The organism is Streptomyces sp. NBC_01017 (assembly GCF_045162795.1).
Taxonomy (GTDB): Bacteria; Actinomycetota; Actinomycetes; order Streptomycetales; family Streptomycetaceae; genus Streptomyces; species Streptomyces machairae.
This window is the reverse complement of sequence record NZ_CP108683.1, coordinates 4,649,046-4,672,244: the sequence shown is the minus strand read 5'-3', so window position 1 is coordinate 4,672,244 and position 23,199 is coordinate 4,649,046. Positions and strand designations below refer to the sequence as shown.

At 68.8% G+C, this 23,199-nt stretch carries 23 protein-coding genes; 19 read left to right on the top strand and 4 right to left on the bottom strand.

Going from position 1 to position 23,199, the window contains the following annotated elements:
- Positions 1 to 229: 229 nt before the first annotated feature.
- The 10 genes from secY to truA all read left to right on the top strand — a co-directional run bounded on the left by secY (position 230) and on the right by truA (position 7,665).
- The gene (secY, locus tag OG331_RS21060; RefSeq protein WP_328879902.1) at positions 230 to 1,543 is read left to right on the top strand and encodes a preprotein translocase subunit SecY; all 1,314 of its coding nucleotides are present in this window, start codon (positions 230 to 232) and stop codon (positions 1,541 to 1,543) included.
- Complete coding sequence (locus OG331_RS21055; protein WP_389449221.1) at positions 1,543 to 2,205, top strand: adenylate kinase; 663 nt, start codon at positions 1,543 to 1,545, stop codon at positions 2,203 to 2,205. Before secY ends, OG331_RS21055 begins: the two co-directional genes overlap by 1 nt.
- A 137-nt stretch (positions 2,206 to 2,342) precedes the next feature.
- Positions 2,343 to 3,179 (top strand): type I methionyl aminopeptidase, encoded by an 837-nt coding sequence (map, locus tag OG331_RS21050; protein ID WP_406198486.1) that lies wholly within the window; start codon positions 2,343 to 2,345, stop codon positions 3,177 to 3,179.
- Positions 3,180 to 3,360: 181 nt separating this feature from the next.
- Positions 3,361 to 3,582 (top strand): translation initiation factor IF-1, encoded by a 222-nt coding sequence (infA, locus tag OG331_RS21045; protein ID WP_003948620.1) that lies wholly within the window; start codon positions 3,361 to 3,363, stop codon positions 3,580 to 3,582.
- Between the two features lie 58 nt (positions 3,583 to 3,640).
- The gene (gene rpmJ / locus OG331_RS21040) at positions 3,641 to 3,754 is read left to right on the top strand and encodes a 50S ribosomal protein L36 (RefSeq protein ID WP_003998809.1); all 114 of its coding nucleotides are present in this window, start codon (positions 3,641 to 3,643) and stop codon (positions 3,752 to 3,754) included.
- 196 nt (positions 3,755 to 3,950) lie between these two features.
- Positions 3,951 to 4,331: a 30S ribosomal protein S13 gene (rpsM, locus tag OG331_RS21035; protein ID WP_037680379.1), complete on the top strand. Its 381-nt coding sequence runs from the start codon at positions 3,951 to 3,953 to the stop codon at positions 4,329 to 4,331.
- A 70-nt stretch (positions 4,332 to 4,401) separates the two neighbouring features.
- Positions 4,402 to 4,806: a 30S ribosomal protein S11 gene (gene rpsK, locus OG331_RS21030; RefSeq protein WP_017949643.1), complete on the top strand. Its 405-nt coding sequence runs from the start codon at positions 4,402 to 4,404 to the stop codon at positions 4,804 to 4,806.
- A 146-nt stretch (positions 4,807 to 4,952) separates the two neighbouring features.
- Positions 4,953 to 5,975: a DNA-directed RNA polymerase subunit alpha gene (locus OG331_RS21025; protein ID WP_391394166.1), complete on the top strand. Its 1,023-nt coding sequence runs from the start codon at positions 4,953 to 4,955 to the stop codon at positions 5,973 to 5,975.
- Between the two features lie 188 nt (positions 5,976 to 6,163).
- On the top strand, positions 6,164 to 6,667 hold the full coding sequence (gene rplQ, locus OG331_RS21020) for a 50S ribosomal protein L17 (protein ID WP_406198483.1): 504 nt from the start codon (positions 6,164 to 6,166) through the stop codon (positions 6,665 to 6,667).
- 137 nt (positions 6,668 to 6,804) lie between these two features.
- On the top strand, positions 6,805 to 7,665 hold the full coding sequence (truA, locus tag OG331_RS21015) for a tRNA pseudouridine(38-40) synthase TruA (RefSeq protein WP_406198481.1): 861 nt from the start codon (positions 6,805 to 6,807) through the stop codon (positions 7,663 to 7,665).
- 3 nt (positions 7,666 to 7,668) lie between these two features.
- Here the strand turns inward: truA and OG331_RS21010 are convergent, their stop codons facing one another.
- Positions 7,669 to 8,481: a hypothetical protein gene (locus OG331_RS21010; protein WP_406198479.1), complete on the bottom strand. Its 813-nt coding sequence runs from the start codon at positions 8,479 to 8,481 to the stop codon at positions 7,669 to 7,671.
- A 167-nt stretch (positions 8,482 to 8,648) separates the two neighbouring features.
- Here OG331_RS21010 and OG331_RS21005 point away from each other — a divergent pair, with 167 nt between their 5' ends.
- From OG331_RS21005 to OG331_RS20985, 5 genes are all read left to right on the top strand, one after another.
- A complete protein-coding gene (locus OG331_RS21005; RefSeq protein ID WP_406198477.1) occupies positions 8,649 to 9,851 on the top strand; it encodes a CapA family protein in 1,203 nt (400 codons plus the stop codon).
- A 209-nt stretch (positions 9,852 to 10,060) separates the two neighbouring features.
- On the top strand, positions 10,061 to 12,364 hold the full coding sequence (locus OG331_RS21000; RefSeq protein WP_406210177.1) for a HAMP domain-containing protein: 2,304 nt from the start codon (positions 10,061 to 10,063) through the stop codon (positions 12,362 to 12,364).
- A gap of 7 nt (positions 12,365 to 12,371) precedes the next feature.
- Entirely contained in the window at positions 12,372 to 13,991 is a 1,620-nt protein-coding gene (gene pgsB / locus OG331_RS20995; RefSeq protein ID WP_406198474.1) for a poly-gamma-glutamate synthase PgsB, read from the top strand.
- Positions 13,992 to 14,037: 46 nt separating this feature from the next.
- On the top strand, positions 14,038 to 14,520 hold the full coding sequence (locus OG331_RS20990) for a poly-gamma-glutamate biosynthesis protein PgsC/CapC (RefSeq protein WP_019753111.1): 483 nt from the start codon (positions 14,038 to 14,040) through the stop codon (positions 14,518 to 14,520).
- A gap of 20 nt (positions 14,521 to 14,540) precedes the next feature.
- The gene (locus OG331_RS20985) at positions 14,541 to 15,617 is read left to right on the top strand and encodes a C40 family peptidase (RefSeq protein ID WP_406198471.1); all 1,077 of its coding nucleotides are present in this window, start codon (positions 14,541 to 14,543) and stop codon (positions 15,615 to 15,617) included.
- Between the two features lie 63 nt (positions 15,618 to 15,680).
- On the opposite strand, the gene OG331_RS20980 is transcribed toward OG331_RS20985, so the two are convergent.
- The gene (locus tag OG331_RS20980; RefSeq protein ID WP_406198470.1) at positions 15,681 to 16,565 is read right to left on the bottom strand and encodes a hypothetical protein; all 885 of its coding nucleotides are present in this window, start codon (positions 16,563 to 16,565) and stop codon (positions 15,681 to 15,683) included.
- A 73-nt stretch (positions 16,566 to 16,638) separates the two neighbouring features.
- Between OG331_RS20980 and OG331_RS20975 the strand changes: the two genes are divergently transcribed.
- The 4 genes from OG331_RS20975 to glmM all read left to right on the top strand — a co-directional run bounded on the left by OG331_RS20975 (position 16,639) and on the right by glmM (position 21,131).
- Entirely contained in the window at positions 16,639 to 17,904 is a 1,266-nt protein-coding gene (locus tag OG331_RS20975) for a glycosyltransferase 87 family protein (protein ID WP_406198468.1), read from the top strand.
- Between the two features lie 620 nt (positions 17,905 to 18,524).
- Positions 18,525 to 18,968 (top strand): 50S ribosomal protein L13, encoded by a 444-nt coding sequence (rplM, locus tag OG331_RS20970; RefSeq protein ID WP_030950652.1) that lies wholly within the window; start codon positions 18,525 to 18,527, stop codon positions 18,966 to 18,968.
- A 42-nt stretch (positions 18,969 to 19,010) separates the two neighbouring features.
- Positions 19,011 to 19,535, top strand: coding sequence for a 30S ribosomal protein S9 (gene rpsI / locus OG331_RS20965; protein ID WP_190072580.1), 525 nt, complete (start codon positions 19,011 to 19,013; stop codon positions 19,533 to 19,535).
- 237 nt (positions 19,536 to 19,772) lie between these two features.
- On the top strand, positions 19,773 to 21,131 hold the full coding sequence (glmM, locus tag OG331_RS20960) for a phosphoglucosamine mutase (RefSeq protein WP_406198465.1): 1,359 nt from the start codon (positions 19,773 to 19,775) through the stop codon (positions 21,129 to 21,131).
- An 84-nt stretch (positions 21,132 to 21,215) separates the two neighbouring features.
- On the opposite strand, the gene OG331_RS20955 is transcribed toward glmM, so the two are convergent.
- Positions 21,216 to 22,169, bottom strand: a complete 954-nt coding sequence (locus tag OG331_RS20955; protein ID WP_406198463.1) for a DUF389 domain-containing protein — start codon at positions 22,167 to 22,169, stop codon at positions 21,216 to 21,218.
- A gap of 48 nt (positions 22,170 to 22,217) precedes the next feature.
- Positions 22,218 to 23,186, bottom strand: coding sequence for a type I pantothenate kinase (gene coaA / locus OG331_RS20950; protein WP_363035649.1), 969 nt, complete (start codon positions 23,184 to 23,186; stop codon positions 22,218 to 22,220).
- Positions 23,187 to 23,199 lie beyond the last annotated feature (13 nt).

Sequence of the window (23,199 nt, the reverse complement as noted above, 5' to 3'; positions counted from 1 at the left end):
GATGACTTGAGCGATCCCGACCGGGGATACCCCACAAATGGGGTATCCCCGGTTGGTCGTTCCAAGGGGGGCGGTCCCGCGGGTAAGGTGGCCTGCACTGCCCACTTTTACGGAGTGCTTCTTGTGGGGCACTCTGAGCGGCAGTTGACCGTTAGCTAAGTCGTTCCTATTAGTCGAACCTCAAGACCGTCACCCTTGACGCAGTAGCGCGGGGGTCGCAGGAGGCACCGTGCTCACCGCGTTCGCCCGGGCGTTCAAGACGCCCGACCTGCGCAAGAAGCTGCTCTTCACGCTCGGCATCATCGTGATCTTCCGGGTCGGTACCCATATTCCGATTCCCGGCGTCGATTACCGGGCCGTACAGGTCTGCATCGACCAGGCGGACGCCAACCAGGGCCTTTTCGGTCTGGTCAACATGTTCAGTGGCGGCGCGCTGCTTCAGATCACGATCTTCGCTCTCGGCATCATGCCGTACATCACGGCGAGCATCATCCTGCAGCTGCTGACCGTCGTGATCCCGCGCCTGGAAGCCTTGAAGAAGGAAGGCCAGGCCGGTACGGCGAAGATCACGCAGTACACCCGCTACCTGACGGTGGCGCTCGCCGTACTGCAGGGCACGGGTCTGGTGGCCACCGCGCGCAGCGGTGCGCTCTTCCAGAACTGCCAGGTCGCCAATCAGATCGTGCCGGACCGCTCGATCTTCACCACCGTCGTGATGGTCATCACCATGACCGCCGGTACGGCCATGGTCATGTGGCTCGGTGAGCTGATCACCGACCGCGGCATCGGCAACGGCATGTCGATCCTGATGTTCATCTCGATCGCCGCGACCTTCCCGTCCGCGCTGTGGGCCATCAAGAAGCAGGGCTCCCTGGCCGACGGCTGGATCGAGTTCGGCACCGTGGTCGCGGTCGGTCTCGTCATGATCGGCCTGGTGGTCTTCGTCGAGCAGGCTCAGCGCCGAATCCCCGTCCAGTACGCGAAGCGCATGATCGGCCGCCGTTCCTACGGCGGTACTTCGACGTACATTCCGCTGAAGGTCAACCAGGCGGGCATCATCCCTGTGATCTTTGCCTCGTCGCTGCTCTACATCCCGGCGCTGATCGCCCAGTTCGCCGGCGGAAACGCCGGCTGGAAGACCTGGATCGAGCAGAACCTGGCGCTGACGGACGCTCCGCTGCACATCACGCTGTACTTCTTCCTGATCATTTTCTTCGCGTTCTTCTACGTGGCCATCTCGTTCAACCCCGAGGAAGTCGCGGACAACATGAAGAAGTATGGTGGCTTCATCCCGGGCATCCGGGCTGGCCGACCGACCGCTGAGTACCTTTCGTACGTACTCAACCGGATCACTTGGCCGGGCTCGCTGTACTTGGGCCTGATCGCTCTCGTGCCGACGATGGCGTTGGCTGGTTTCGGGGCAAACCAGAACTTCCCGTTCGGCGGGACCAGCATCCTGATCATCGTGGGTGTCGGTCTCGAAACGGTGAAGCAGATCGAGAGCCAGCTCCAGCAGCGCAATTACGAAGGGTTCCTCCGCTGATGCGTATCGTCCTCGTCGGGCCGCCGGGCGCCGGTAAGGGAACGCAGGCTGCGTTCCTCGCCAAGAACCTGTCGATCCCGCACATCTCCACGGGCGACCTGTTCCGCGCCAACATCAGCCAGCAGACGGAGCTCGGGAAACTCGCGAAGTCCTACATGGACGCGGGCAACCTGGTGCCGGACGAGGTCACCATCGGGATGGCCAAGGACCGCATGGAGAAGCCGGACGCCGAGGGTGGCTTCCTGCTGGACGGCTTCCCGCGCAATGTGTCCCAGGCCGAGGCGCTCGACGAGATGCTCCAGTCCGAGAGCATGAAGCTGGACGCCGTCCTGGACCTCGAAGTCCCCGAGGAAGAGGTCGTCAAGCGGATCGCCGGGCGGCGGATCTGCCGCAAGGACTCCAGCCACGTCTTCCACGTGACGTACAGCCAGCCGAAGAAGGAAGGCGTCTGCGACGTCTGCGGCGGCGAGCTGTACCAGCGGGACGACGACTCGGAGGAGACGGTCCGCAAGCGCCTCGAGGTCTACCACACGCAGACCGAGCCGATCATCGACTACTACAAGACGCAGGGACTGGTGGTCACCATCTCCGCGCTCGGCAAGGTCGAAGAGGTCACGGCGCGCGCCATGGAGGCGCTTCAGCGTGACGGGGACGGCAAGTAGCGTTCTTGGCTCGTACGTAGCTCAGGCCGCGGCTCCCTGTGAGGGGGCCGCGGCTGCTGCGTGGGGTGGGGTGCGCCGCCTCCGCCCTTATGGTTGAAGCAGTCCCCTCTATTCAGTCCAGGAAGGCCCCCGTCCCCATGGTGCAGATCAAGAGCCCCGAGCAGATCGCCAAGATGCGTGAGGCGGGGCTGGTCGTTGCCGCCATTCACGCGGCCACGCGTGAGGCCGCGGTTCCGGGGGCCAGCACCAAGGATCTGGACGAGGTCGCCCGCAAGGTCCTCGCGGAGCACGGCGCCAAGTCGAACTTCCTCGGCTACGGCGGCTTCCCTGCGACCATCTGCACCTCCGTGAACGACGTCGTCGTCCACGGCATCCCGTCCGAGGACGTCGTCCTCAAGGACGGCGACATCATCTCCATCGACTGCGGCGCGATCATCGACGGCTGGCACGGCGACGCCGCATACACCGCTTTCGTGGGATCCGGTCACGCTCCGGAGCTGGTCGAGCTCTCCCGGGTGACCGAGGAGTCGATGTGGGCCGGCATCGCGGCCATGAAGCAGGGCAACCGTCTCGTCGACGTCTCCCGTGCCATCGAGACGTACATCCGCCGGCAGCCCAAGCCGGGCGGCGGGCGCTACGGGATCATCGAGGACTACGGCGGCCACGGCATCGGCACCGAGATGCACATGGACCCGCACCTGCTGAACTACGTCGAGCGGCGGCGGGGGAAGGGGCCGAAGCTGGTCCCGGGCTTCTGCCTCGCGATCGAGCCGATGGTCTCGCTGGGCACCCCGAAGACGGAGGTCCTGTCGGACGACTGGACCGTGATCACCACCGACGGCACCTGGTCGTCGCACTGGGAGCACTCGGTTGCGCTGACCGAGGCGGGGCCGCTGGTGCTCACCTCTCCCGACGGCGGCAAGGCGAAGCTGGCCGAGTACGGGATTGTCACCGCGCCGGATCCGTCGGCCTGAGTCTCGCCGTACCTCCCCGGCGCTTAATGATCTGCCGTCCGGGGCAGACTTCCCCGATTCGTCTTTCCGGGTGGGCTGACGTAGACTGACTCGTCGGCTCTTGTGCACCCGCATGTCTGCATGCGCCCGTAAGGGAAAAGTCCAAGGGTCGATCAAGGTAGTCGATTCCGAAGGGCGAAGCGTGGCCAAGAAGCAAGGTGCCATCGAGATCGAGGGCACTGTCGTCGAGTCTCTGCCGAACGCCATGTTCAAGGTCGAGCTCCAGAACGGCCACCAGGTCCTGGCACACATCAGCGGCAAGATGCGCATGCACTACATCCGCATCCTCCCTGACGACCGGGTCGTGGTGGAGTTGTCTCCGTACGACCTGACGCGTGGCCGGATCGTCTACCGCTACAAGTAGATCTTGCCCGCGCCCCGGGCTTCCCGAGGCGATGGCACTGACCCGGAGAACCTCACCAATGAAGGTCAAGCCGAGCGTCAAGAAGATCTGCGACAAGTGCAGGGTGATCCGCCGTCACGGTCGGGTCATGGTCATCTGCGAGAACCCGCGCCACAAGCAGCGCCAGGGCTGACGCACGATCGTCCACTCCCTCTGCAACGACATCGCAGAGATTCGCGCGACGCGAGCTGAATATGTTCATACGCAGAATCCAGGCGAGCTTTCGCCTGACACCCCCGGTTCGGAGGCCGGGGACCCAGTTCGTACCTGGTACGGCGGCTGGGATTCGGTTCTGCGGAAGACCTCCGAAGATCACCAGGAGCCATTGAATGGCACGCGTTTCCGGTGTTGACATCCCGCGCGAAAAGCGCGTGGAGGTCGCCCTCACCTACGTGTTCGGCATCGGCCGGACCCTTTCGCAGCTGACGCTGGCGGAGACGGGCATCGACCCGAACACCCGTGTTCGTGACCTGAGCGAAGAGCAGCTCGTCGCGATCCGCGAGTACGTCGACAACAACATCAAGACCGAGGGTGACCTCCGTCGCGAGATCCAGGCCGACATCCGCCGCAAGGTCGAGATCGGCTGCTACCAGGGTCTGCGTCACCGCCGTGGCCTGCCGGTCCGCGGTCAGCGCACCAGCACCAACGCCCGCACCCGCAAGGGCCCGCGTCGCGCCATCGCCGGCAAGAAGAAGCCGGGCAAGAAGTAGTCCTCAGCGGACAACGCTTCATCAGCGGTCTTCGCTGTAGGACCGACCACCTCCCCGTAGGAGTTAACAGATGCCCCCCAAGGGACGTCAGGGCGCCGTCAAGAAGGTGCGCCGCAAGGAAAAGAAGAACGTCGCTCACGGCCACGCGCACATCAAGAGCACGTTCAACAACACGATCGTCTCCATCACGGACCCGTCCGGCAACGTGATCTCCTGGGCCTCCGCCGGCCACGTCGGCTTCAAGGGCTCCCGGAAGTCCACGCCGTTCGCCGCGCAGATGGCTGCCGAGTCGGCTGCCCGCCGCGCCCAGGAGCACGGCATGCGCAAGGTCGACGTGTTCGTCAAGGGCCCGGGTTCCGGTCGTGAGACCGCGATCCGCTCCCTGCAGGCCACGGGTCTCGAGGTCGGCTCCATCCAGGACGTCACCCCGACCCCGCACAACGGCTGCCGCCCGCCGAAGCGCCGCCGCGTCTGAGGCACGGTTCGCTTGAGGTTTCGGGCGGTACGACTCCGTAAGGGGTTGTATCGCCCGTACCCTTGTCATACCCGCACTCTTCACGGGTGCGGTTTCCGTCGGACGTCAAATAGCGGTCGTCCACGAAAGAAGGATCTGATCCACACATGCTGATTGCTCAGCGTCCCTCGTTGACCGAAGAGGTCGTTGACGAGTTCCGCTCCCGGTTCGTGATCGAGCCGCTGGAGCCGGGCTTCGGTTACACCCTCGGCAACTCCCTGCGTCGTACGCTCCTGTCCTCGATCCCGGGTGCGGCGGTCACGTCGATCCGTGTCGACGGTGTCCTGCACGAGTTCACCACCGTGCCGGGCGTCAAGGAGGACGTCACCGACCTGATCCTCAACATCAAGCAGCTGGTCGTCTCCTCGGAGCACGACGAGCCTGTCGTGATGTACCTGCGCAAGCAGGGTCCGGGTCTGGTCACCGCCGCCGACATCGCGCCCCCGGCCGGTGTCGAGGTGCACAACCCCGACCTGGTCCTCGCCACGCTCAACGGCAAGGGCAAGCTGGAGATGGAGCTGACCGTCGAGCGCGGTCGCGGCTACGTCTCCGCGGTGCAGAACAAGCAGGTCGGCCAGGAGATCGGCCGTATCCCGGTCGACTCGATCTACTCGCCGGTCCTGAAGGTCACGTACAAGGTCGAGGCGACGCGTGTCGAGCAGCGGACCGACTTCGACAAGCTGATCGTCGATGTCGAGACCAAGCAGGCGATGCGTCCGCGTGACGCCATGGCGTCGGCCGGTAAGACCCTGGTCGAGCTGTTCGGTCTCGCCCGCGAGCTGAACATCGACGCCGAGGGCATCGACATGGGCCCGTCCCCGACGGACGCCGCCCTTGCCGCCGATCTGGCGCTGCCGATCGAGGAGCTCGAGCTCACCGTTCGGTCGTACAACTGCCTCAAGCGTGAGGGCATCCACTCGGTGGGTGAGCTCGTGGCGCGTTCCGAGGCCGACCTCCTGGACATCCGTAACTTCGGTGCGAAGTCCATCGACGAGGTCAAGGCGAAGCTTGCGGGTATGGGCCTTGCGCTCAAGGACTCGCCTCCCGGGTTCGACCCGACCGCCGCCGCGGACGCCTTCGGCGCGGACGACGATTCAGACGCCGGGTTCGTCGAGACCGAGCAGTACTAAGAGCTCGGGACCGACTGCCGGTTCTTGGCTGCGGGATCGTTGTGGCTGATCGCGCAGTTCCCCGCGCCCCTTAGGGGGCGCGGACCTTTCCGGAGTTGAAAAGCTCCGGATCTCCGACAGGCAACCGCCTGCTCGGATACTGACCTCGGTACCTGATACGGCCGGGGCAGAGACACAGGAGATGGAAAATGCCGAAGCCCACCAAGGGTGCCCGTCTGGGCGGCAGTGCCGCGCACGAGAAGCTGCTCCTCGCGAACCTCGCGAAGGCGCTCTTCGAGCACGGCCGTATCACCACCACCGAGGCGAAGGCCCGCCGTCTGCGGCCGTACGCCGAGCGTCTGGTCACCAAGGCGAAGAAGGGCGACCTTCACAACCGCCGTCAGGTGCTGCAGGTCATCACGGACAAGAGCATCGTGCACACGCTCTTCACCGAGATCGGCCCGCGCTACGAGAACCGTCCGGGTGGCTACACCCGTATCACCAAGATCGGTAACCGCCGTGGCGACAACGCGCCCATGGCTGTCATCGAGCTGGTCGAGTCCCTGACGGTTGCTCAGGAGGCCACTGGCGAGGCCGAGGCCGCGACGAAGCGCGCTGCCAAGGACGCCGAGGTCAAGGTCGACACGACCAAGGCCGACGAGGCTGCCGAGGCTCAGGCCGATGAGGCTGCCGAGGAGTCGAAGGACGCGTAAGCGTCTGCCGGGGGCTGTTCGGTTTGCGTCGGCGACGTCGTGGCCGGTCGCGCAGTTCCCCGCGCCCCTTTGGGCGATTGCGGGCCCGTTCCTTTCGAGGGGCGGGCCCGCTTTTGTGTTGCTGAGAGGATCTCCGTGTGAGTGACGAAGTAGAGCCCGGGTATGTGCGTGTGCGCCTCGACCTGTCCTATGACGGGACCGAGTTCTCCGGCTGGGCCAAGCAGGCCGGTGGGCGGCGGACCGTGCAGGGGGAGATCGAGGACGCGCTGCGGACCGTCACGCGGTCGGGCGGGACGACGTACGAGCTGACCGTCGCCGGGCGTACCGACGCCGGCGTGCACGCTCGCGGACAGGTGGCGCATGTCGATCTGCCGGAGGCGGTCTGGCGGGAGCATCACGAGAAGCTGCTCAAGCGGCTTGCCGGGCGGCTGGCCAAGGACGTGCGGGTGTGGGCGCTGCGGGAGGCGCCCAGTGGGTTCAATGCTCGGTTCTCGGCGGTCTGGCGGCGGTACGCCTATCGCGTCACCGACAATCCCGGGGGTGTCGACCCGCTGCTGCGCAGCCACGTCCTCTGGCACGACTGGCCCCTCGACGTCGACGCCATGAACGAGGCCGCCGGGCGGCTCCTCGGGGAGCACGACTTCGCCGCCTACTGCAAGAAGCGGGAGGGGGCGACCACCATTCGTACGCTGCAGGAGCTGAGCCTCGTGCGGGGGGACGACGGGATCGTCACCGCCACCGTTCGTGCCGACGCCTTCTGCCACAACATGGTGCGGTCGCTGATCGGGGCGCTGCTGTTCGTGGGGGACGGGCACCGGCCCGCCGACTGGCCCGGCAAGGTGCTCGCCGCCGGTGTCAGGGACTCCGCCGTGCATGTCGTACGGCCGCACGGGCTGACCCTCGAAGAGGTGGGGTATCCGGCGGACGAGTTGCTCGCGGCGCGGAGCAAGGAGGCGCGGAACAAGCGGTCGTTGCCCGGTCGGGCCGGCTGCTGCTGAGCCTCAGTCGGCCGACCAGGTGCCGAGGAGATCGCGCAGGGCGTCCTCGGTCTCGTCGGCGTCGCGGCCGTCGGAGCGGGCGGCGGGCGCCAGTTCCACGTGCAGGAAGGGGGCGTGGCGGCGTGCGGCCGACCTGCCCTGGACGTTCTCGGTGCCCTCCAGCGGGCAGCGTGCCGACCAGCCGCGGCAGACCCGCAGACCGTCCGACTCCAGACGGTCGGCCAGCGCCGAGGCCTCGCCGGACGCGCTCTGCGCCACGCCGCCGGAGACGATGGCCTCGTAGGGGCGCTCGGACGTCCGGGCGAAGCCGTGCAGTTGGAGGCCGGGCACCCCGCGCTTCTGGAGTTCCACGACGATGGCGTGGAACGCACTGTCCTCGCGGTGGGCCACATCCGCGGCGTCCGTGCGGCCGGCGCGGCGATGGGCGCCGGCCACGACCAGTGCGCCCGAGGGGGTGTTCTCCAGCAGCCGGACGCCGAGTGACTCGGTGTCACGGTCGGACACCGGGTGCGGTACCTGGACGTTCCAGCGCAGGTCGGAGTCGGCGGTCAGGTAGAGGCGGCCCCAGCGCGCGGCCTTGCCGCTCTGCCGGACGGCGGCGATCTCGTCGTAGCGCCGGCCGGAGTCGGTGTCGGTGAGGCGGGTCACGCCGAGGCCGAGGGGTGCGAGCGCACGCTCCGCCTGTGCCGCGTCGCCGTCCAGCAGGCGCCCGACACCGCGCGCCAGTTGGGCGCGTTCGTCGCCGGCGGGCGGGGTGTAGGTGTCGTCGGGTTCGAAGCCGGCCGTGTACGTGAGGATCCGGCTGCGGAGGTCCACGAGCTCCCGGGCCTGCGGAACGGACTGTTCCGTCGCATGGGGTGATGTCGCCTCACAACCGGCCAACGTCAGGATCAAAACCGTTTGGGCAAAAATGCGAGCGAAACGTGACTGTCTTGTGACGGTAGAGACAGGTTGAGTTGTGTGGCGCGTGTGAATATGTCGCGGTGACATTCCGTAAGTCTCTCCGTATAGGTCGCTCGCTGACGGTTCTGGTGGCTTTGGGCGGCCTGATCGCCGCCTGTACCTCAGGGTCCCCCGGGGCGCAGGTGAAGCCGGGCGGACGGTCGTTCACCGTCGCCGCCGCGGGGGATGTGCTCATCCACCCCGAGCTGGTCGAACAGGCTGCCAAGGACGCCGAGAAGACCGGTGAGGGGCAGGCCGGGCTGGACTTCGGACCGCTCATGGCCGGGGTGAAGCCGGTGATCAGCAAGGCCGATCTGGCCATCTGTCACATGGAGACACCGGTCGGGACACCCAAGGGCCCCTTCGAGGGGTACCCGGAGTTCCTGGTTCCACCGCAGATCCTCACAACCCTCAAGGGCGTGGGCTACGACACCTGCTCGACGGCCTCCAACCACACGTACGACCACGGCCTCAAGGCCGTCAAGCGCACCCTGGACGCGATGGACAAGGTGGGTCTCGGGCACACCGGGTCCGCGCGGACGCCGCAGGAAGCAGAGCAGATCAACATCCGGGACGTCAACGGCGTCAAGGTCGCCCATCTCTCCTTCTCCTGGGAGTCCTTTCTCAACCCCACGCCCGAGAAGGAGCGTTGGGCCTTCAACCGGATGAGCACCGAGGAGATCAAGAAGGCCGAGGCCCGGGCCCGCAAGAAGGGTGCCGAGGTGGTGATCCTCTCGGTCCACTGGGGCCTGGAGCACTACAACGAGCCGAGCCTCCCGCAGCTGGAGCTGGCGGAGCGGATCACCAAGGACACCGGGATCGACCTGGTGATCGGTCACCACTCGCACGTGGTGCAGCCCATCCAGAAGCTCAACGGCAAGTGGGTCGCCTACAGCCTCGGCAACCAGGTCGCCCGCCACTCCTCGCCGACCGGTCTCACCGAGGAGGGCGCGATCGGCTGGTTCGAGTTCAGGGAGACGGCCGACGGCTGGGACGTCGACGCCCGCTACCGGACCACGCTGGTCGACATCCCGCCGGAGGTGGAGGCCGGCGACAAGGCGCCCGAGGGCGCGGTCGAGCAACACCGGGTGGTGGACGTGCAGCAGGTGCTCGACAGCCCGGGCGACCTGTCGGACGACCGGCTGGCCCGCTACCGGCTGGCTGCCGACCGTACCCGCGGCTTCCTCCACAACCGTGGCGCCCCGCGCGGCGACGGTCTTGAGCAGCTCTCGCTGGGGACGTGACGAGCGACACGTCGACTGTTGCCTGCCGGAGCCCAACCCCGGCGCGTGTCGACTGTCTTTTAAAGTGACGGCGTCTCATGCCCGCGTCAGCGGTGGCTCCTGCGAGCGCCTGAGTAGTGAAGAGGCGAAGGAAACCACCGGTGACTTCAACCAAGGGTGCGCCCCGTCCCGCACGGGGCGGACGGCGACGCCTGCGCAGACGTGCGGACATGCCGCTCCTGGGCGGCATACGGCCGCCGATCGCGCTGCTGTGCCTGCTGATCCTCGCCCTGGCCGGGCTGACCGCCAAGGTGCTGGGCCCCGCAGGTGAGCCGGCCGTGCCGAAGGCGGTGCTGGGCTCCCAGGAGCACTTCGCGCAGGACGGCGCGATCGCCCTACGCGCGTCGATCGACGAGCGGGTCACCGACCTGAACCGCATGGCGGCCGCGCTGAACGCCGGCAAGCCCGCGGATCCGGAGCGGGTGCTGTCGGATCTGAGCAGGACGTACCAGAAGTGGACCGGCACCACGGTGCTGGATCTGGAGAGCGGGAAGGTGCTCGCGGCTCGGGGTGAAACGATTCCCCTCGCCTGGCTGGACAAGGACGTACTCACCGGCGAACACGCCCTGACGCCCCGCATGGTGCGGCTGAAGACCGGTGACGTACGGCTCATGACCATGGCCCTCCTCGACCGGAAGGACCGTCCGCAGCAGCTGTTGATCGCCTCCAACAGCCTCTCCGTGCCCGCCATCAACCTGGGCCCGTTCCGCTCCATGGCGGTCGTTGCCCGCGGCGGCGAGGTCCTCGCCACGGAGGGCTTCGAGCAGGCCGAGGCGCTCAACTCGGACGCGGAGCGCGACGAGCTGACCTTCCTCCGGAAGCAGATCACGCGGCTGTCGGAGCGGGCGGCGAAGGAGACCGAACAGGACCCAGTCAGCGCCCGGGAGCCCGGCTCCCGCGGCTACCCGGGCGTCAGCGGAACCCTGCTGGGCGACGCCTACAACGGCCGTATCGCCACCGCCGGCTACGCCTCCCTCGCCTCCGCCGACCCGGAGCAGCGCCAGAGCGTGGGCGCCGGTCTCGGGCTGACCGTCGTGGCCATGCTGCCCGTGGTGCAGGAGCAGGCCGTCGGGCAGGAGCGGGAGCTGTACGGGCTGGTGGCGGCCGGAGTCCTGGTGGTGTTCGGGCTGCTGGCGGCGACCGTGCTGTGGATGGCGGTGCAGCGGCCCCTGCTGGGGCTCTTCCTGGAGTCGCGCCGGCTGGCCCGCGGCGACCTGACCCGCCCCGTCGCCGTGCCCCGCTGGGGCGAGACCGCCCGTGTCGGCGCCGCACTGGAGCGGCTGCGCGGGCAGTTGTCGGACGGGGGCGGCGATGCCCCCCAGGGTTCCGGCGCGAGCAAGGGCCGTGGGGGACGGCTCGGTCTGCGGGTGCCGCTGGCGCTGACAGCCGTCCTGCTGTTGCTGTGGTGCGTGCCGGTCGGCCTGCTCCTCAACCGCACGGACGCCTCGGTGAGTGTGCCGAGCACCATGGTCAACGACCAGCGCGACCGCACCGACCTCGTCGCCGACCGGGTACGCCGGGCCCTCAACGAGGCGCAGGCCGACCTCGTCTCCATCTCCCGTCTGATCGACGCGGACGACCCCGACCGCAGCACGGGCGTGCTCGACGACGCCTTGCGCAAGCACACGCGGTACGGCTCCCTGTACGTCGTCGACGAGGGCGGCGAGGTCGTCGCCCGCGCCGGGGACGAGCCGAACGCGGACTGGGAGCTCGGAGAGGCCGACGACAAGACCGGCTCGTCCGACGACTCGTCCGACGACCAGGACCAGTCGCTGGTCCGCGTGTCGGGCGAGGGCGGCAAGAAGCCGGTGATCCAGGCCGGGGCCGCCCTGCCGGATGAGAAGGGCATGACCCTGGTCGGCGAAATCCGGGTGGAGTTCCTGAACTCACTGCTGAACCGGCCCGGCCTCGGTGAGGTCCGCGTGGTCGACGCCGAGGCGCGGACCATCGCCGCCAGTGACGGCTTCCTCGCCTTCGAGGGCCTGCCGCGCGAGTCGCTCACCGACCTCGTGCGAGCCGGCGGCGTCAAGGTCGGCGCGGGGCCCGTGGAGAACGGGCTGCTGATCCGCGAGGGCCGTTCGGTCACCGTCGCCGCCGCGGCGCCCTTCTCCGGCGGCGGTGTGGCGGCCGACGTCGGCTGGACCGTCGTCAGCTGGCAGAACGCCAAGCACTTCGAGATCGCCCCGTACGAGCGCGAGGACCGCAGTGTGCTCGCCGGGATGCTCGGGCTCGCGTTGATCGTGGTCTGCCTGGGCTGGATCCACCTGGTCGTGGTCCGGCCGCTGCGCGCCCTCGCGGGCAGCGCCGAGAAGCTGGCCGACGGCGACCTCAAGACCGTGCTGTACCCCCGCTATCACGACGAGGTGGGGGCCGTCGTCCGCAGCCTCGAACTGGTCCGCCAGCAGTTGCAGGCCCGCAGACAGAACCAGGCACGCCGGAGTGCCGAGCCCAGGCTCGGCGCCGGAGGAAGGTGACCGGCCCGTGCTCTACCTCTACTTCGTCCTGCTGATCGGCTCGGTGTTCCTGCTGATCGCGGGCATCATCGAGCAGCGCAGGCACTACGCCGCCCTGCACACCATGCCCTCCCGGGTGCTCGTCAACGGCATCCGCGGCAAGTCCTCCATCACCCGGCTGTGCGCGGGAGCCCTGCGCGGCGGTGGCCTGGTCACCGTGGCCAAGACGACGGGCACCGCCGCACGCTTCATCCACCCGGACGCCACCGAGGAGCCGGTCTACCGGAAGTTCGGCATCGCCAACGTGGTGGAACAGATCGGCATCGTCCGCCGGGCCGCCACCTACCGTCCCGACGCCCTCGTCATCGAGTGCATGGCGGTCATGCCGGCCCTGCAGGAGGTCAACCAGAGCAAGCTGATCCGCTCGACGATCGGCGTGCTGTGCAACGTCCGTGAGGACCACCTCGCCGAGATGGGGCCCACGCTCGACGACGTGGCCCGCTCGCTGTGCCGCTCGATGCCGGAGGACGGCATCTGCGTCACCGCCGAGAAGGAACGCTTCCACATCCTCCAGGAGGAGGCGGACGCCCGTAACTGCCGACTGGTCTACGCCGATCCGCAGACGGTCACCGACGAGGAGCTGCGCGGCTTCAGCTGGTTCACCTTCAAGGAGAACGTCGCGATCGCGCTGGTCGTGGCGGACCTGCTCGGCATCGAGCGCAAGGTCGCGTTGCAGGGCATGTACGACGCCCCGCCGGACCCGGGTGTGCTGTCGGTGGAGAAGTACGTCGCCCCCGACGGCAAGCGGCTCGCCTTCGCCAACGTGTTCGCGGCCAACGACCCCGAGTCGACGCTGATGAACATCAACCAGCTGCTCGACCTCGGCGCGATCCGCCGCCCCCTGAACGTCGTGATCAACTGCCGCCCGGACCGGGTGGAGCGCAACGGCCAGATGGGCGAGATCATCCCCGACCTCCAGCCGGACAACGTCTTCGTCATCGGGCACCCGTCCAAGAGCGCCATCGACGCCATCCCCGCCGACTGGCGCGACCGGGCCGTCGACCTGGGCGGAGAGCGCCGCGCGGCGGACGAGTTCATGCCGACCCTGCTCGGCCGGATGTCCGACGGCTCCTCCCTCGTCGCCATCGGCAACATCCACGGACAGGGCGAGGAACTGCTCGAATACCTCGCCGAACTCCCGGCGGACGAGAGCGGCACGGACGAGGCGGGGGACGCGGTGGTCGCCGCCGCGCCGCACCAGCAGCAGCGCCTGGACCCGTACGCCTCGTACCCCACGGCCTACGAGGAGCGCTACCAGGCCTCCCAGACCCAGGAGATCCCGGTGATCACCATCCCGGCCCCGCCGCGGGAGCGGTACGCCGAGGTCCCCCACGGATCGGGACAGGCCTACGGCCACGGTGAGCAGTACGGCCAGGGCCGGCCGCAGTACCCCGGGCACGGGCACGGGCACGTGCAGGAGCAGGTGCCGTACGCGGCCGGGCAGGCCGAGGTCTCGGCGTGGTTCCGGTCCGCGCGGCAGCCGTCGCACGGGGACGGCCAAGAGATGCCGTACGGCGACGACCCCTTCGGTCGGTCGGCCCGGCGGCCGGCGGACGACGACGGAGGTGCACCGCCATCGCGCGCCTGACAGCCGCTTCGCCCCCGAACCCGCATCCCTCTGCCCGGAGACCCCGTTGACCACCGCCGCCCTGACTCCCGAGATGGCTGCCCTGGGCATCGCCATTGGCCTGTTCTTCTCGCTGCTCTGCTATCTCACGACCAACCTGTCGCCCGGCGGCATGATCACACCCGGCTGGCTCGCGCTCACCCTCATCGAGGATCTCCAGCGCGCGGCCATGGTGGTGGGCGTGACCGCCCTGACCTACGGCGGCACCAAGATCATGCAACGGCTGGTGATCCTGTACGGCAAGCGGCTGTTCGCCGCGGTGGTGCTGCTGGGCGTGCTGTTGCAGGCCACGGTGATGATCGTGCTGTCGATCGAGTTCCCGCTGCTGTACGGCAACCAGACGCTCGGCTTCATCGTGCCGGGCCTGATCGCCTACCAGATGGTGCGCCAGCCCAAGGGGGCCACGCTGCTGGCCACGGGCACCGTCTCCCTCATGGCCTACATCGTGGTCGCCGCCGGCCTGCTGCTCGGCGTCATGCCGACCGTCTGAGAACCGAGGAGCACACAACGATGGCAGGGAAGAAGAAGTCGAGGCCCGTCGTCACGGGCCTGGTGCTGCTGGCGCTCGTCGGCACCTCCGGCTACCTCACGGTGGAGCTGCGCAAGCAGGAGGAGCCGGGCGTCACCGAGGTGCGCAACGTCGGGGTCCTGGAAGGCGGCCGCAGTACCGACGCCTCGACGGACACCGGCAAGGAGGCCTGGTCCCGGCTGGAGAACCCGGCGCGGTCCGTGCTGCGCGGGGCCGACGGCCAGATCAAGGCCGTGTTCACGGACGGCGCGCGCATCGCGACGCTGAGCGGGCCCGCCCGCACCTTCCAGGAGCCGACCTCGACCGCGTCGAAGGTCAGCACCACGGACTGGGTGCGGCTGATGCCGGAGAAGTGGTCCAAGGGGGCGGACAAGGAGAAGTGGTTCAAGGAGTGGTACGCCGAGTACCGGAACAGCAAGGAGGACGACATCTTCGCCTTCGCCTTCCAGTACGTGGCGGGCGCGCCGCAGAAGAAGGACGGGCAGGGCACCGTCATCGCCGGTGACGCCAACTTCGGTCCGCTGAACACGTCCGGGGCGGAGGGCGGCGACCTGCGCCTGGAGCAGTCCGACTTCTACGACTACCTCGGGGTGCCGTACCCGTTCCGGGACGGCGTCGTCGGGCAGCCGGAGAGCATGCGGGCCCGGTCGATCGACTGCTCGGGCTTCATCCGCATGGTGCTGGGCTACCGGGCCCGCCACCCCCTGATGTCCTCGGACACCTCGGGCGACGGCCTGCCCCGCACCGCCAACGGCATGGCTCGCTCCAAGCAGGGCGTCGACATCCTGCCGCTGGCCGGCATCACCGCCCAGGACCGCCCGTCCGCCATCGACCAGCTCCAGCCGGGCGATCTCGTCTTCTTCAAGCTCGACACCCGCACCGGCCAGCGGCTCGACCACGTCGGCCTGGTGCTCGGGCACGACACCGAGGGTCACCTGATCTTCGTGTCGAGCCGCGAGGAGGTCAACGGGCCCACCATCGGCGACGTCGGCGGTGTGTCCCGCCTCGACGGCAACGGCTACTACGCGAAGACGCTGCGCAGCGCCAAGCGCTTGTGAGCCCGGGGCCGGCCGCGGCGGCCGACAGTGCGTCGGCCGCCGCGCGCCGCTTCCCGATCGCCGCTACTCGCCCGCCGCCGCCGAAGCCTGGGCCTCACCGCGCCGGCGGATCTGGCGGAACGTGAACTCCTCCAGGTTGTCGCCGGTCTGGAAGCCCGCCGTGTCCTTGTCCGTCATGTCCTTGCCGTTGGTGAAGCCCGTGATGGTGAAGTAGGCGTAACGGCCGTAGGAGTTGGACTTGGAGTAGCAGACGGCGGAGGCGCAGAAGTCCTTGATGCCCTTGCCGGAGAGCGGCCGGACGATGTCCTTCTTCGTGTTCACCTGCCCCTTGACCTTGGCGGCCTTCGCCTCGGTGTCGAAGACCGCCACGCCCACCGTCACCGCGAGGCCGTCCTTGACGTAGGAGACGCGCATGAAGCGGGTGCAGCCGTTGGCGGAGAGGATCTTCGGGAGTCCGCCCTCGGTGACGGCGGAGCAGTTCTTCGTGTCGTCCGTCGCGCCCTTCTTGTAGACCGTCTCACCCATGGTCAGCTGTGTGCCGGGGAAGAGGATCTGCGCGCCGAGCGGAGCGGTGTCCTTGGCCTTGCTGGAGATGAAGTCCTTCGGATCCAGCGGCGGCGGGGCGCTCGTCGGCTCGAACGACGGGGCGGTGGACTGGTTCGGCAGGTCCGCGGTCGCCGGGAGCTCGGAAGCCGGCTTGCCGGAGGCCGAGTTGCCGTCGTTCGACGACACCACGGCCACGGCGACGGCGGCACCGATCGCGACGGTGGCCAGCGCGCCGCCGCCGATGAACAGCAGCCGGCGCCGTTTGTTACGGGTCTCGGATGCCTCGGCGAGCGCGGCCCAGTCCGGGGTCTGGTCGTCGGCGCCGCTGTTCCACGGCTGCTGGGATTGCGGTGTCCAGGGATCCCACTGGGACTGGGGTCCCCCCTGCTGCCCGTAGCTCATGGGGCGCATCTTAGACGGACCGAAGGTGTGCCGGTCCGCCCCAAGCGGCGCACAGGCACCTAGCGTTCAGCCGGTGAGCGAGCACAAAAGCGACATCTCCGGGTGGTTGGTACGACGGGCGACGTGGCATCTGTGGGCGGTGCTCGGGGTCTTGCTGGGGGCCCTCGTGATGCGTACGGCACGGGTGACCTCGGGCGGAGGGATGGACAACGCCATCGTCGTGCGGGCGGCGCGGGTCTGGCTGGGTGGGGGTTCGCCGTATGACGACCCCCACTTTCTCTATTTGCCGAGTGCGGTGCTGGCGGCGGCTCCTGGGGCCCTGATTCCGCGGGGTGTGCTGGGGGTGCTCGTGCCGGTGGTCGTGACCGGGTGTCTGGTGGGGGGCTGGGTCTGCGCGCTGCGGGTGCACGGGGTTCCGCTGCGCAGCCGGTTCGCCGCCCTCGGACTGATCGGGCTCGCGGTCGGGTTCGCGCCGTTCGCGCACCTTGTACTGCTGGGGAACTGGACCGCTACGGCGGCGCTCGCCCTGCCGCTGGGCCTGTTGCTGGCGGCGCGGGGGCGGTGGGTGGCGGCGGGGGCGGTGATCGGGGCGGCGATCGCCCTGAAGCCGCTGCTGGCGCCGGTGGGGCTGCTGTTCGTGTTCGCGGGGCGGTGGCGGGGGCTGGGGGTGATGGTCGGGGTGCCGGTGGTCGCGTCCGTGGGGGCGGCGTTGCTGCTGCCGGATCCTGCGGGGTTCTTCACCCGGACTCTGCCGTTCCTTCTGGGCGGGGACGACGGTTTTGTACGGCTGTATGAGGCGTCGCTGGTTGCCGTGCTGCCGAGGGTGGGGGTGCCGGGGGCGGTGGCCGGGGGGATCGGGTTGGCCGCGGCGGCGGTGGGGGTGGGGTGTGCGTATCGGCGCTGGCGTTGTGGGGACGAGGGGGCGCGGCGCCTTGTCGAAACTGCGGCGGGGCTGATGCTCTCGGCGTTCCTCGTCTCCCGGCCGTCGTACGACCACTATCTGCTGGTTGTCGTGCCGCTGCTGGTGGCCGGGGTGCTGGGGGAGGGGGCGGTTGCTCGGGGGGTGTGGTTCTGGGTTTCGCTGGTGCCGCAGCTTCCCGGGGTGACCTGGCCCTATCTGGAGGCGGTCCAGCGGCGGGCCTTTCGGGATGCGGTGACGTTGTGTGGTGTGGCGGTGACGGTGGCTGTCCGGGGCATTCGGTCCGGCGGGGATGTCTCGCCCCCGCCGCCCCTACCCGTCCCGTCCTCCAGGGGCTCCGCCCCTTCGACCCCACCGGGGGCTCCGCCCCTGGACCCCACGGAGGGCTCCGCCCCTGGGCCCCCCGCTTCGACCCGCTAGGAGTCGGCTCAAGGGGGGTGGGGTCACTGGGGCAGGGGTGCCTGAAGTGAGCGAGGGGCCCTTCGAGTGGGTCGCCGTCGGGCGGGGAGCGAGCCTCTTGCGTGCCCGGCCCGGGGGATGTGGGTGTCCGGCGCGGGCGTGGCGTGGGCCTTCGGGGGTGGCAGGGGATGAGGGAGACGGGCGCCCCGGCGGGAGCCGGCGTGGTGTGGGTCTTGGGATTGGGCGGCCGGGAGGGTGCTCGGGGATCGTCTCGGCGTGTTGATGGTCACGTCCCGGGCGGGGCGCCGGCGGGTGGGCCCGGTGTTTGGGGGGCGAGGGCGGTCAGGGGCGGGGTGGGTTCGGGGCGGTGGGGTCGGGCGGGGCGCTTACGCTGGTTACCGGACAGCAGGGCCCAGGCGTCGGCAACCCGTTTTGACCCGGCCATGGCGCCGCAGGTATCCTGCATGTTCGTTGTGTATTGGCTTGCTCATTCTCACGGGACGGGCCCTTACACCGGTCCACCGGGCCGATGACCAGCGACCCCACGTACGCGGTATGCGTCGCCGCAGTGCGGTCCAGGCTGTCGTGATCGTTTCGGTGACCTGTTCAGGACCATTCACTCGAAGCGAAGGCTACGAACCGTGCGTACGTACAGCCCCAAGCCCGGCGATGTGACGCGCCAGTGGCACGTCATCGACGCTCAGGACGTTGTCCTGGGTCGTCTCGCCACCACTGCGGCGTCCCTCCTGCGGGGCAAGCACAAGCCGATCTACGCCCCTCACGTCGACACCGGTGACTTCGTCATCATCATCAACGCCGACAAGGTGCACCTCTCCGGCAACAAGCGGACCCAGAAGATGGCGTACCGCCACTCCGGATACCCGGGTGGTCTGCGCTCCGTCCGTTACGACGAGCTCCTCGACAAGAACCCCGAGAAGGCCATCGAGAAGGCCGTCAAGGGCATGCTCCCCAAGAACACTCTGGGCCGTCAGATGCTCTCGAAGCTGAAGGTCTACAAGGGTGACCAGCACCCGCACGGCGCGCAGCAGCCGCAGCCGTACGAGATCACCCAGGTCGCGCAGTAAGTCCGGCCACCCCCTAAGACTGAAGAGAATCTGAGGAGAATCGTGGCCGAGACCACTGCCGAGCAGCCGCTCGACGAGAACGTCGAGAACATCGACATCGACAGCTACACCACCGAGTCCGAGGTTCCGGTGGAGGGTGAGTACACCTCCGAGTCCCTCGCCTCGCGCTTCGGTGAGCCCCAGCCGGCCGCCGGCCTGGGCCGTCGCAAGAACGCCATCGCCCGTGTCCGGATCGTTCCGGGCACCGGCAAGTGGAAGATCAACGGTCGCACCCTTGAGGACTACTTCCCCAACAAGGTGCACCAGCAGGAAGTCAACGAGCCCTTCAAGGTGCTCGAGCTCGAGGGTCGCTACGACGTCATCGCCCGCATCGCCGGTGGCGGTGTCTCCGGCCAGGCCGGCGCGCTGCGTCTCGGTGTCGCCCGCGCCCTGAACGAGGCCGACGTCGACAACAACCGCGGCCCGCTGAAGAAGGCCGGCTTCCTCAAGCGCGACGACCGTGCGGTCGAGCGCAAGAAGGCCGGTCTGAAGAAGGCTCGCAAGGCCCCGCAGTACAGCAAGCGCTAAGCGCAAGCTGCCTCTGCTCGTACTCCGGTACTCCGAACGCCCCGGCGGCACGCCACAGTGCCGCCGGGGCGTTCGTCTTATCACCGGGCGCGGGCGTATAACGGCACAAGACGTTCAAAGGCTTGTGTGATCCGATGCCCCAGGCATGGAATGCCTGGTAGCGGGAGCCCCCGGTGGCCCGGTGGCGTATCGAGCGCCGGCTCCGCTTTCGGAACTGATGTTTCCTCAGGAGGACAAGTGGGACGACTCTTCGGCACGGACGGCGTGCGTGGTGTCGCCAACGCGGATCTGACGGCCGAGATGGCGCTCGGTCTGTCCGTGGCGGCAGCGCACGTACTCGCCGAGGCGGGCACCTTCGAGGGCCACCGGCCGACAGCGGTGGTCGGGCGGGACCCGCGCGCGTCCGGGGAGTTCCTGGAGGCCGCCGTCGTCGCGGGCCTCGCGAGTGCGGGTGTCGACGTGATGCAGGTCGGCGTGCTGCCCACGCCCGCGGTCGCGCACCTCACCGGCTCGCTCGGCGCCGACCTCGGTGTCATGCTCTCCGCCAGCCACAACGCCATGCCGGACAACGGCATCAAGTTCTTCGCCCGCGGCGGCCACAAGCTCGCCGACGAGCTGGAGGACCGTATCGAGTCCGTCTACGACGAGCACCGGCACGGTGAGCCGTGGCAGCGGCCGACGGGTGCGTCGGTCGGGCGGGTGCGGTCGTACGACCAGGGGTTCGACGAGTACGTCGCCCACCTCCTCGGCGTGCTGCCGAACCGGCTGGACGGGCTGAAGATCGTCCTCGACGAGGCGCACGGGGCCGCGGCGGGCGTCTCACCGGAGGCGTTCCGGCAGGCCGGGGCCGACGTCGTCACCATCGGTGCCGAGCCGGACGGGCTCAACATCAACGAGGGCTGCGGGTCCACGCATCTGGACAAGCTGAAGGCCGCCGTCCTCGACCACGGGGCCGCGCTGGGGATCGCGCACGACGGGGACGCCGACCGGTGCCTCGCCGTGGACCACACCGGCGACGAGGTGGACGGCGACCAGATCCTCGCCGTGCTCGCGCTGGCGATGCGGGAACATTCCGCTCTGCGGGCCGACACCGTCGTGGCGACCGTGATGTCGAACCTCGGCTTCAAGCTGGCGCTGGAGCGCGAGGGTCTGAAGCTCGTGCAGACCGCCGTCGGTGACCGGTATGTGCTGGAGGAGATGAAGGAGCACGGCTACGCCCTCGGCGGCGAGCAGTCCGGGCATGTCATCATCCTCGACCACGCCACGACCGGTGACGGCACGCTGACCGGGCTCCTGCTGGCGGCTCGGGTCGCCGAGACCGGGCGTACGCTGCGGGATCTCGCTGCTGTGATGGAGCGGCTGCCGCAGGTGCTGATCAATGTCCCGGACGTGGACCGGACCCGGGTCGGGAGCTCGGCCGAGCTGGCTGCCGCGGTCACCGAGGCGGAGCGGGAACTCGGTTCCACGGGGCGGGTGTTGCTGCGGCCGTCCGGTACCGAGCCGTTGGTGCGGGTGATGGTCGAGGCCGCGGATATCGAGCAGGCTCGGTCCGTGGCGGGGCGGCTGGCCGATGTGGTGAAGTCCGCGCTGGGGTGATGGCAGTGCCGGGTAGAGGGCGGGGTTCTGCTCCGTCGCGGGCCGCGGGTGTGTCGTGGCTCGTCGCGCAGTTCCCCGCGTCCCTTACGGGGCGCTGCCCTCCAGGGCGCTCTTGCGTTGGCGTTGCTTGGTCCAGAACCACTTCTGGGCCAGCAATGTGAGTGTGCCGGCCAGGACGATGCCCAGCAGGTTCAGCAGGAGCTGGCCCGTCGAGAGCCAGGTCTGCTCGGCGTCGCCGTAGATCAGGGCCACGGCCGCGTTGGCGGCGGCGGGGACCGTCGTCACCGAGATGGCGACGCCGACCAGGGCGCCGGACTTGGCAGACGTCAGGGAAAGGGTGCCGGCGGCGCCGGCGAGGACTGCCACGACGAAGGAGAACCAGTCGGGGGCGTAGATGAAGCCCGTGTTGGGCCGGTCCGCCTCCAGTTTGGCCTCGGTGAACAGGCCGACGGCGTCCATGAAGTAGCTGAAGCCCACCGTCACGGCCATCGCGAAGGCGAAGCCCACCAGCAGGGCGATCAGCGAGCGCAGTGCGAGGCGAGGGGCCCGCTGCACCACGGCCGTGCAGATGCCGGCCAGCGGTCCGAACTCCGGGCCGACGGCCATCGCGCCCACGATCAGGATCGCGTTGTCGAGGACCACACCGCAGGCCGCGATCATCGTCGCGAGGGTGATGAAGGCGAGATAGGTGATCGAGAGGGTCGACTCCTCGTGCGTCGCCTCCGTCAGGTGCTCCCACAGCACCGCGTCCGCGCCCTCGCCCGGCGCCTCCTTCTCGGCCTCGTCGGCCCGCTTGGACAGCGACAGGTCGATGTTCTCGACGGCGATGGAGCCGGACTCCTCGATGCCCAACTGCTGGAGATCGGTGAGGAGTTCGTCGCCCGCCTCGCGCGCCACGTCACACATGACCAGGTCCCCGGAGGGGTTGCGGGCGGCGCCCGGCAGGACGACGAGGTGGGTCGTCCCCACCGTCCCCTCGATCAGGCGTACCACGTCGTCGGTCCGGTCGGCCGGCGTGATCAGGCGCAGATGCAGCATGACGCCTTTCTAACAGGCCGGTGTTACACCCTCACAGCCTGCGCAGCCTCACAGCTTGCGCAGGCTCAGCCGCTGCACCTTGTGGTCCGGGCCCTTCCGGACGACCAGGGTGGCCCGGCCGCGCGTGGGGGCGATGTTCTCCACCAGATTGGGCTTGTTGATGGTGCGCCACATCGTGCCGGCGTAGTCGAGGGCCTCCTCCTCGGACACCTGGGTGTACTTGCGGAAGTACGAGGAGGGGTTCTGGAAGGCGGTCTCGCGCAGCCGCTTGAAGCGGTTGAGGTACCAGCGCTCGATGTCCTCGGTGCGGGCGTCGACGTACACGCTGAAGTCGAAGTAGTCGGCGAGGCCGACGCGGGTGCGGCCGTCCTTGCCGGGGAGGGCGGGCTGGAGGACGTTCAGGCCCTCGACGATCAGGATGTCGGGGCGGCGGACCGTGAGCTTCTGGTCCGGGACGATGTCGTAGATCAGGTGGGAGTAGACGGGGGCCGTGACCTCGTCCTTGCCGGCCTTGATGTCGGCGACGAAGCGGGTGAGGGCGCGGCGGTCGAAGGACTCGGGGAATCCTTTCCGCGACATCAGGCCGCGGGCCTGGAGCTCCTTGGTGGGCAGCAGGAAGCCGTCCGTGGTGACCAGCTCCACGCGCGGGTGCTCGGGCCAGCGGGAGAGCAGGGCCTGCAGCAGGCGGGCGACCGTGGACTTGCCCACGGCGACCGAACCGGCGACTCCTATGACGAACGGGGTGCCGGACTGGGAGCCCTGTTCGCCGAGGAAGGTGTTCAGTGCCCCTCTGAGGCCGTCCGTGGCGCCGACGTAGAGGTTGAGGAGGCGGGAGAGCGGGAGGTAGATGTCGCGGACCTCGTCGAGGTCGATGACATCGCCCAGACCGCGCAGCTTCTCGACCTCCTCCGCCGTGAGCGGCAGCGGGGTCTTGTCGCGCAGCGCACTCCACTCCGAGCGGGTGAGGTCGACGTAGGGAGTCGCCTCCGGCTTGGGCCGGTGGGCGCTCCGGGGCATCGAGGAGACCGGA

Bases quoted from the DNA above. Each gene is read 5' to 3' on its own strand.
- OG331_RS21055 (WP_389449221.1), top strand. From the start codon at position 1,543: ATGCGTATCGTCCTCGTCGGGCCGCCGGGCGCCGGTAAGGGAACGCAG.
- map (WP_406198486.1), top strand. From the start codon at position 2,343: ATGGTGCAGATCAAGAGCCCCGAGCAGATCGCCAAGATGCGTGAGGCG.
- rpmJ (WP_003998809.1), top strand. From the start codon at position 3,641: ATGAAGGTCAAGCCGAGCGTCAAGAAGATCTGCGACAAGTGCAGGGTG.
- rpsM (WP_037680379.1), top strand. From the start codon at position 3,951: ATGGCACGCGTTTCCGGTGTTGACATCCCGCGCGAAAAGCGCGTGGAG.
- rpsK (WP_017949643.1), top strand. From the start codon at position 4,402: ATGCCCCCCAAGGGACGTCAGGGCGCCGTCAAGAAGGTGCGCCGCAAG.
- OG331_RS21025 (WP_391394166.1), top strand. From the start codon at position 4,953: ATGCTGATTGCTCAGCGTCCCTCGTTGACCGAAGAGGTCGTTGACGAG.
- rplQ (WP_406198483.1), top strand. From the start codon at position 6,164: ATGCCGAAGCCCACCAAGGGTGCCCGTCTGGGCGGCAGTGCCGCGCAC.
- OG331_RS21000 (WP_406210177.1), top strand. From the start codon at position 10,061: ATGCCGCTCCTGGGCGGCATACGGCCGCCGATCGCGCTGCTGTGCCTG.
- OG331_RS20985 (WP_406198471.1), top strand. From the start codon at position 14,541: ATGGCAGGGAAGAAGAAGTCGAGGCCCGTCGTCACGGGCCTGGTGCTG.
- OG331_RS20980 (WP_406198470.1), bottom strand. From the start codon at position 16,565: ATGAGCTACGGGCAGCAGGGGGGACCCCAGTCCCAGTGGGATCCCTGG.
- OG331_RS20955 (WP_406198463.1), bottom strand. From the start codon at position 22,169: ATGCTGCATCTGCGCCTGATCACGCCGGCCGACCGGACCGACGACGTG.
- coaA (WP_363035649.1), bottom strand. From the start codon at position 23,186: ATGCCCCGGAGCGCCCACCGGCCCAAGCCGGAGGCGACTCCCTACGTC.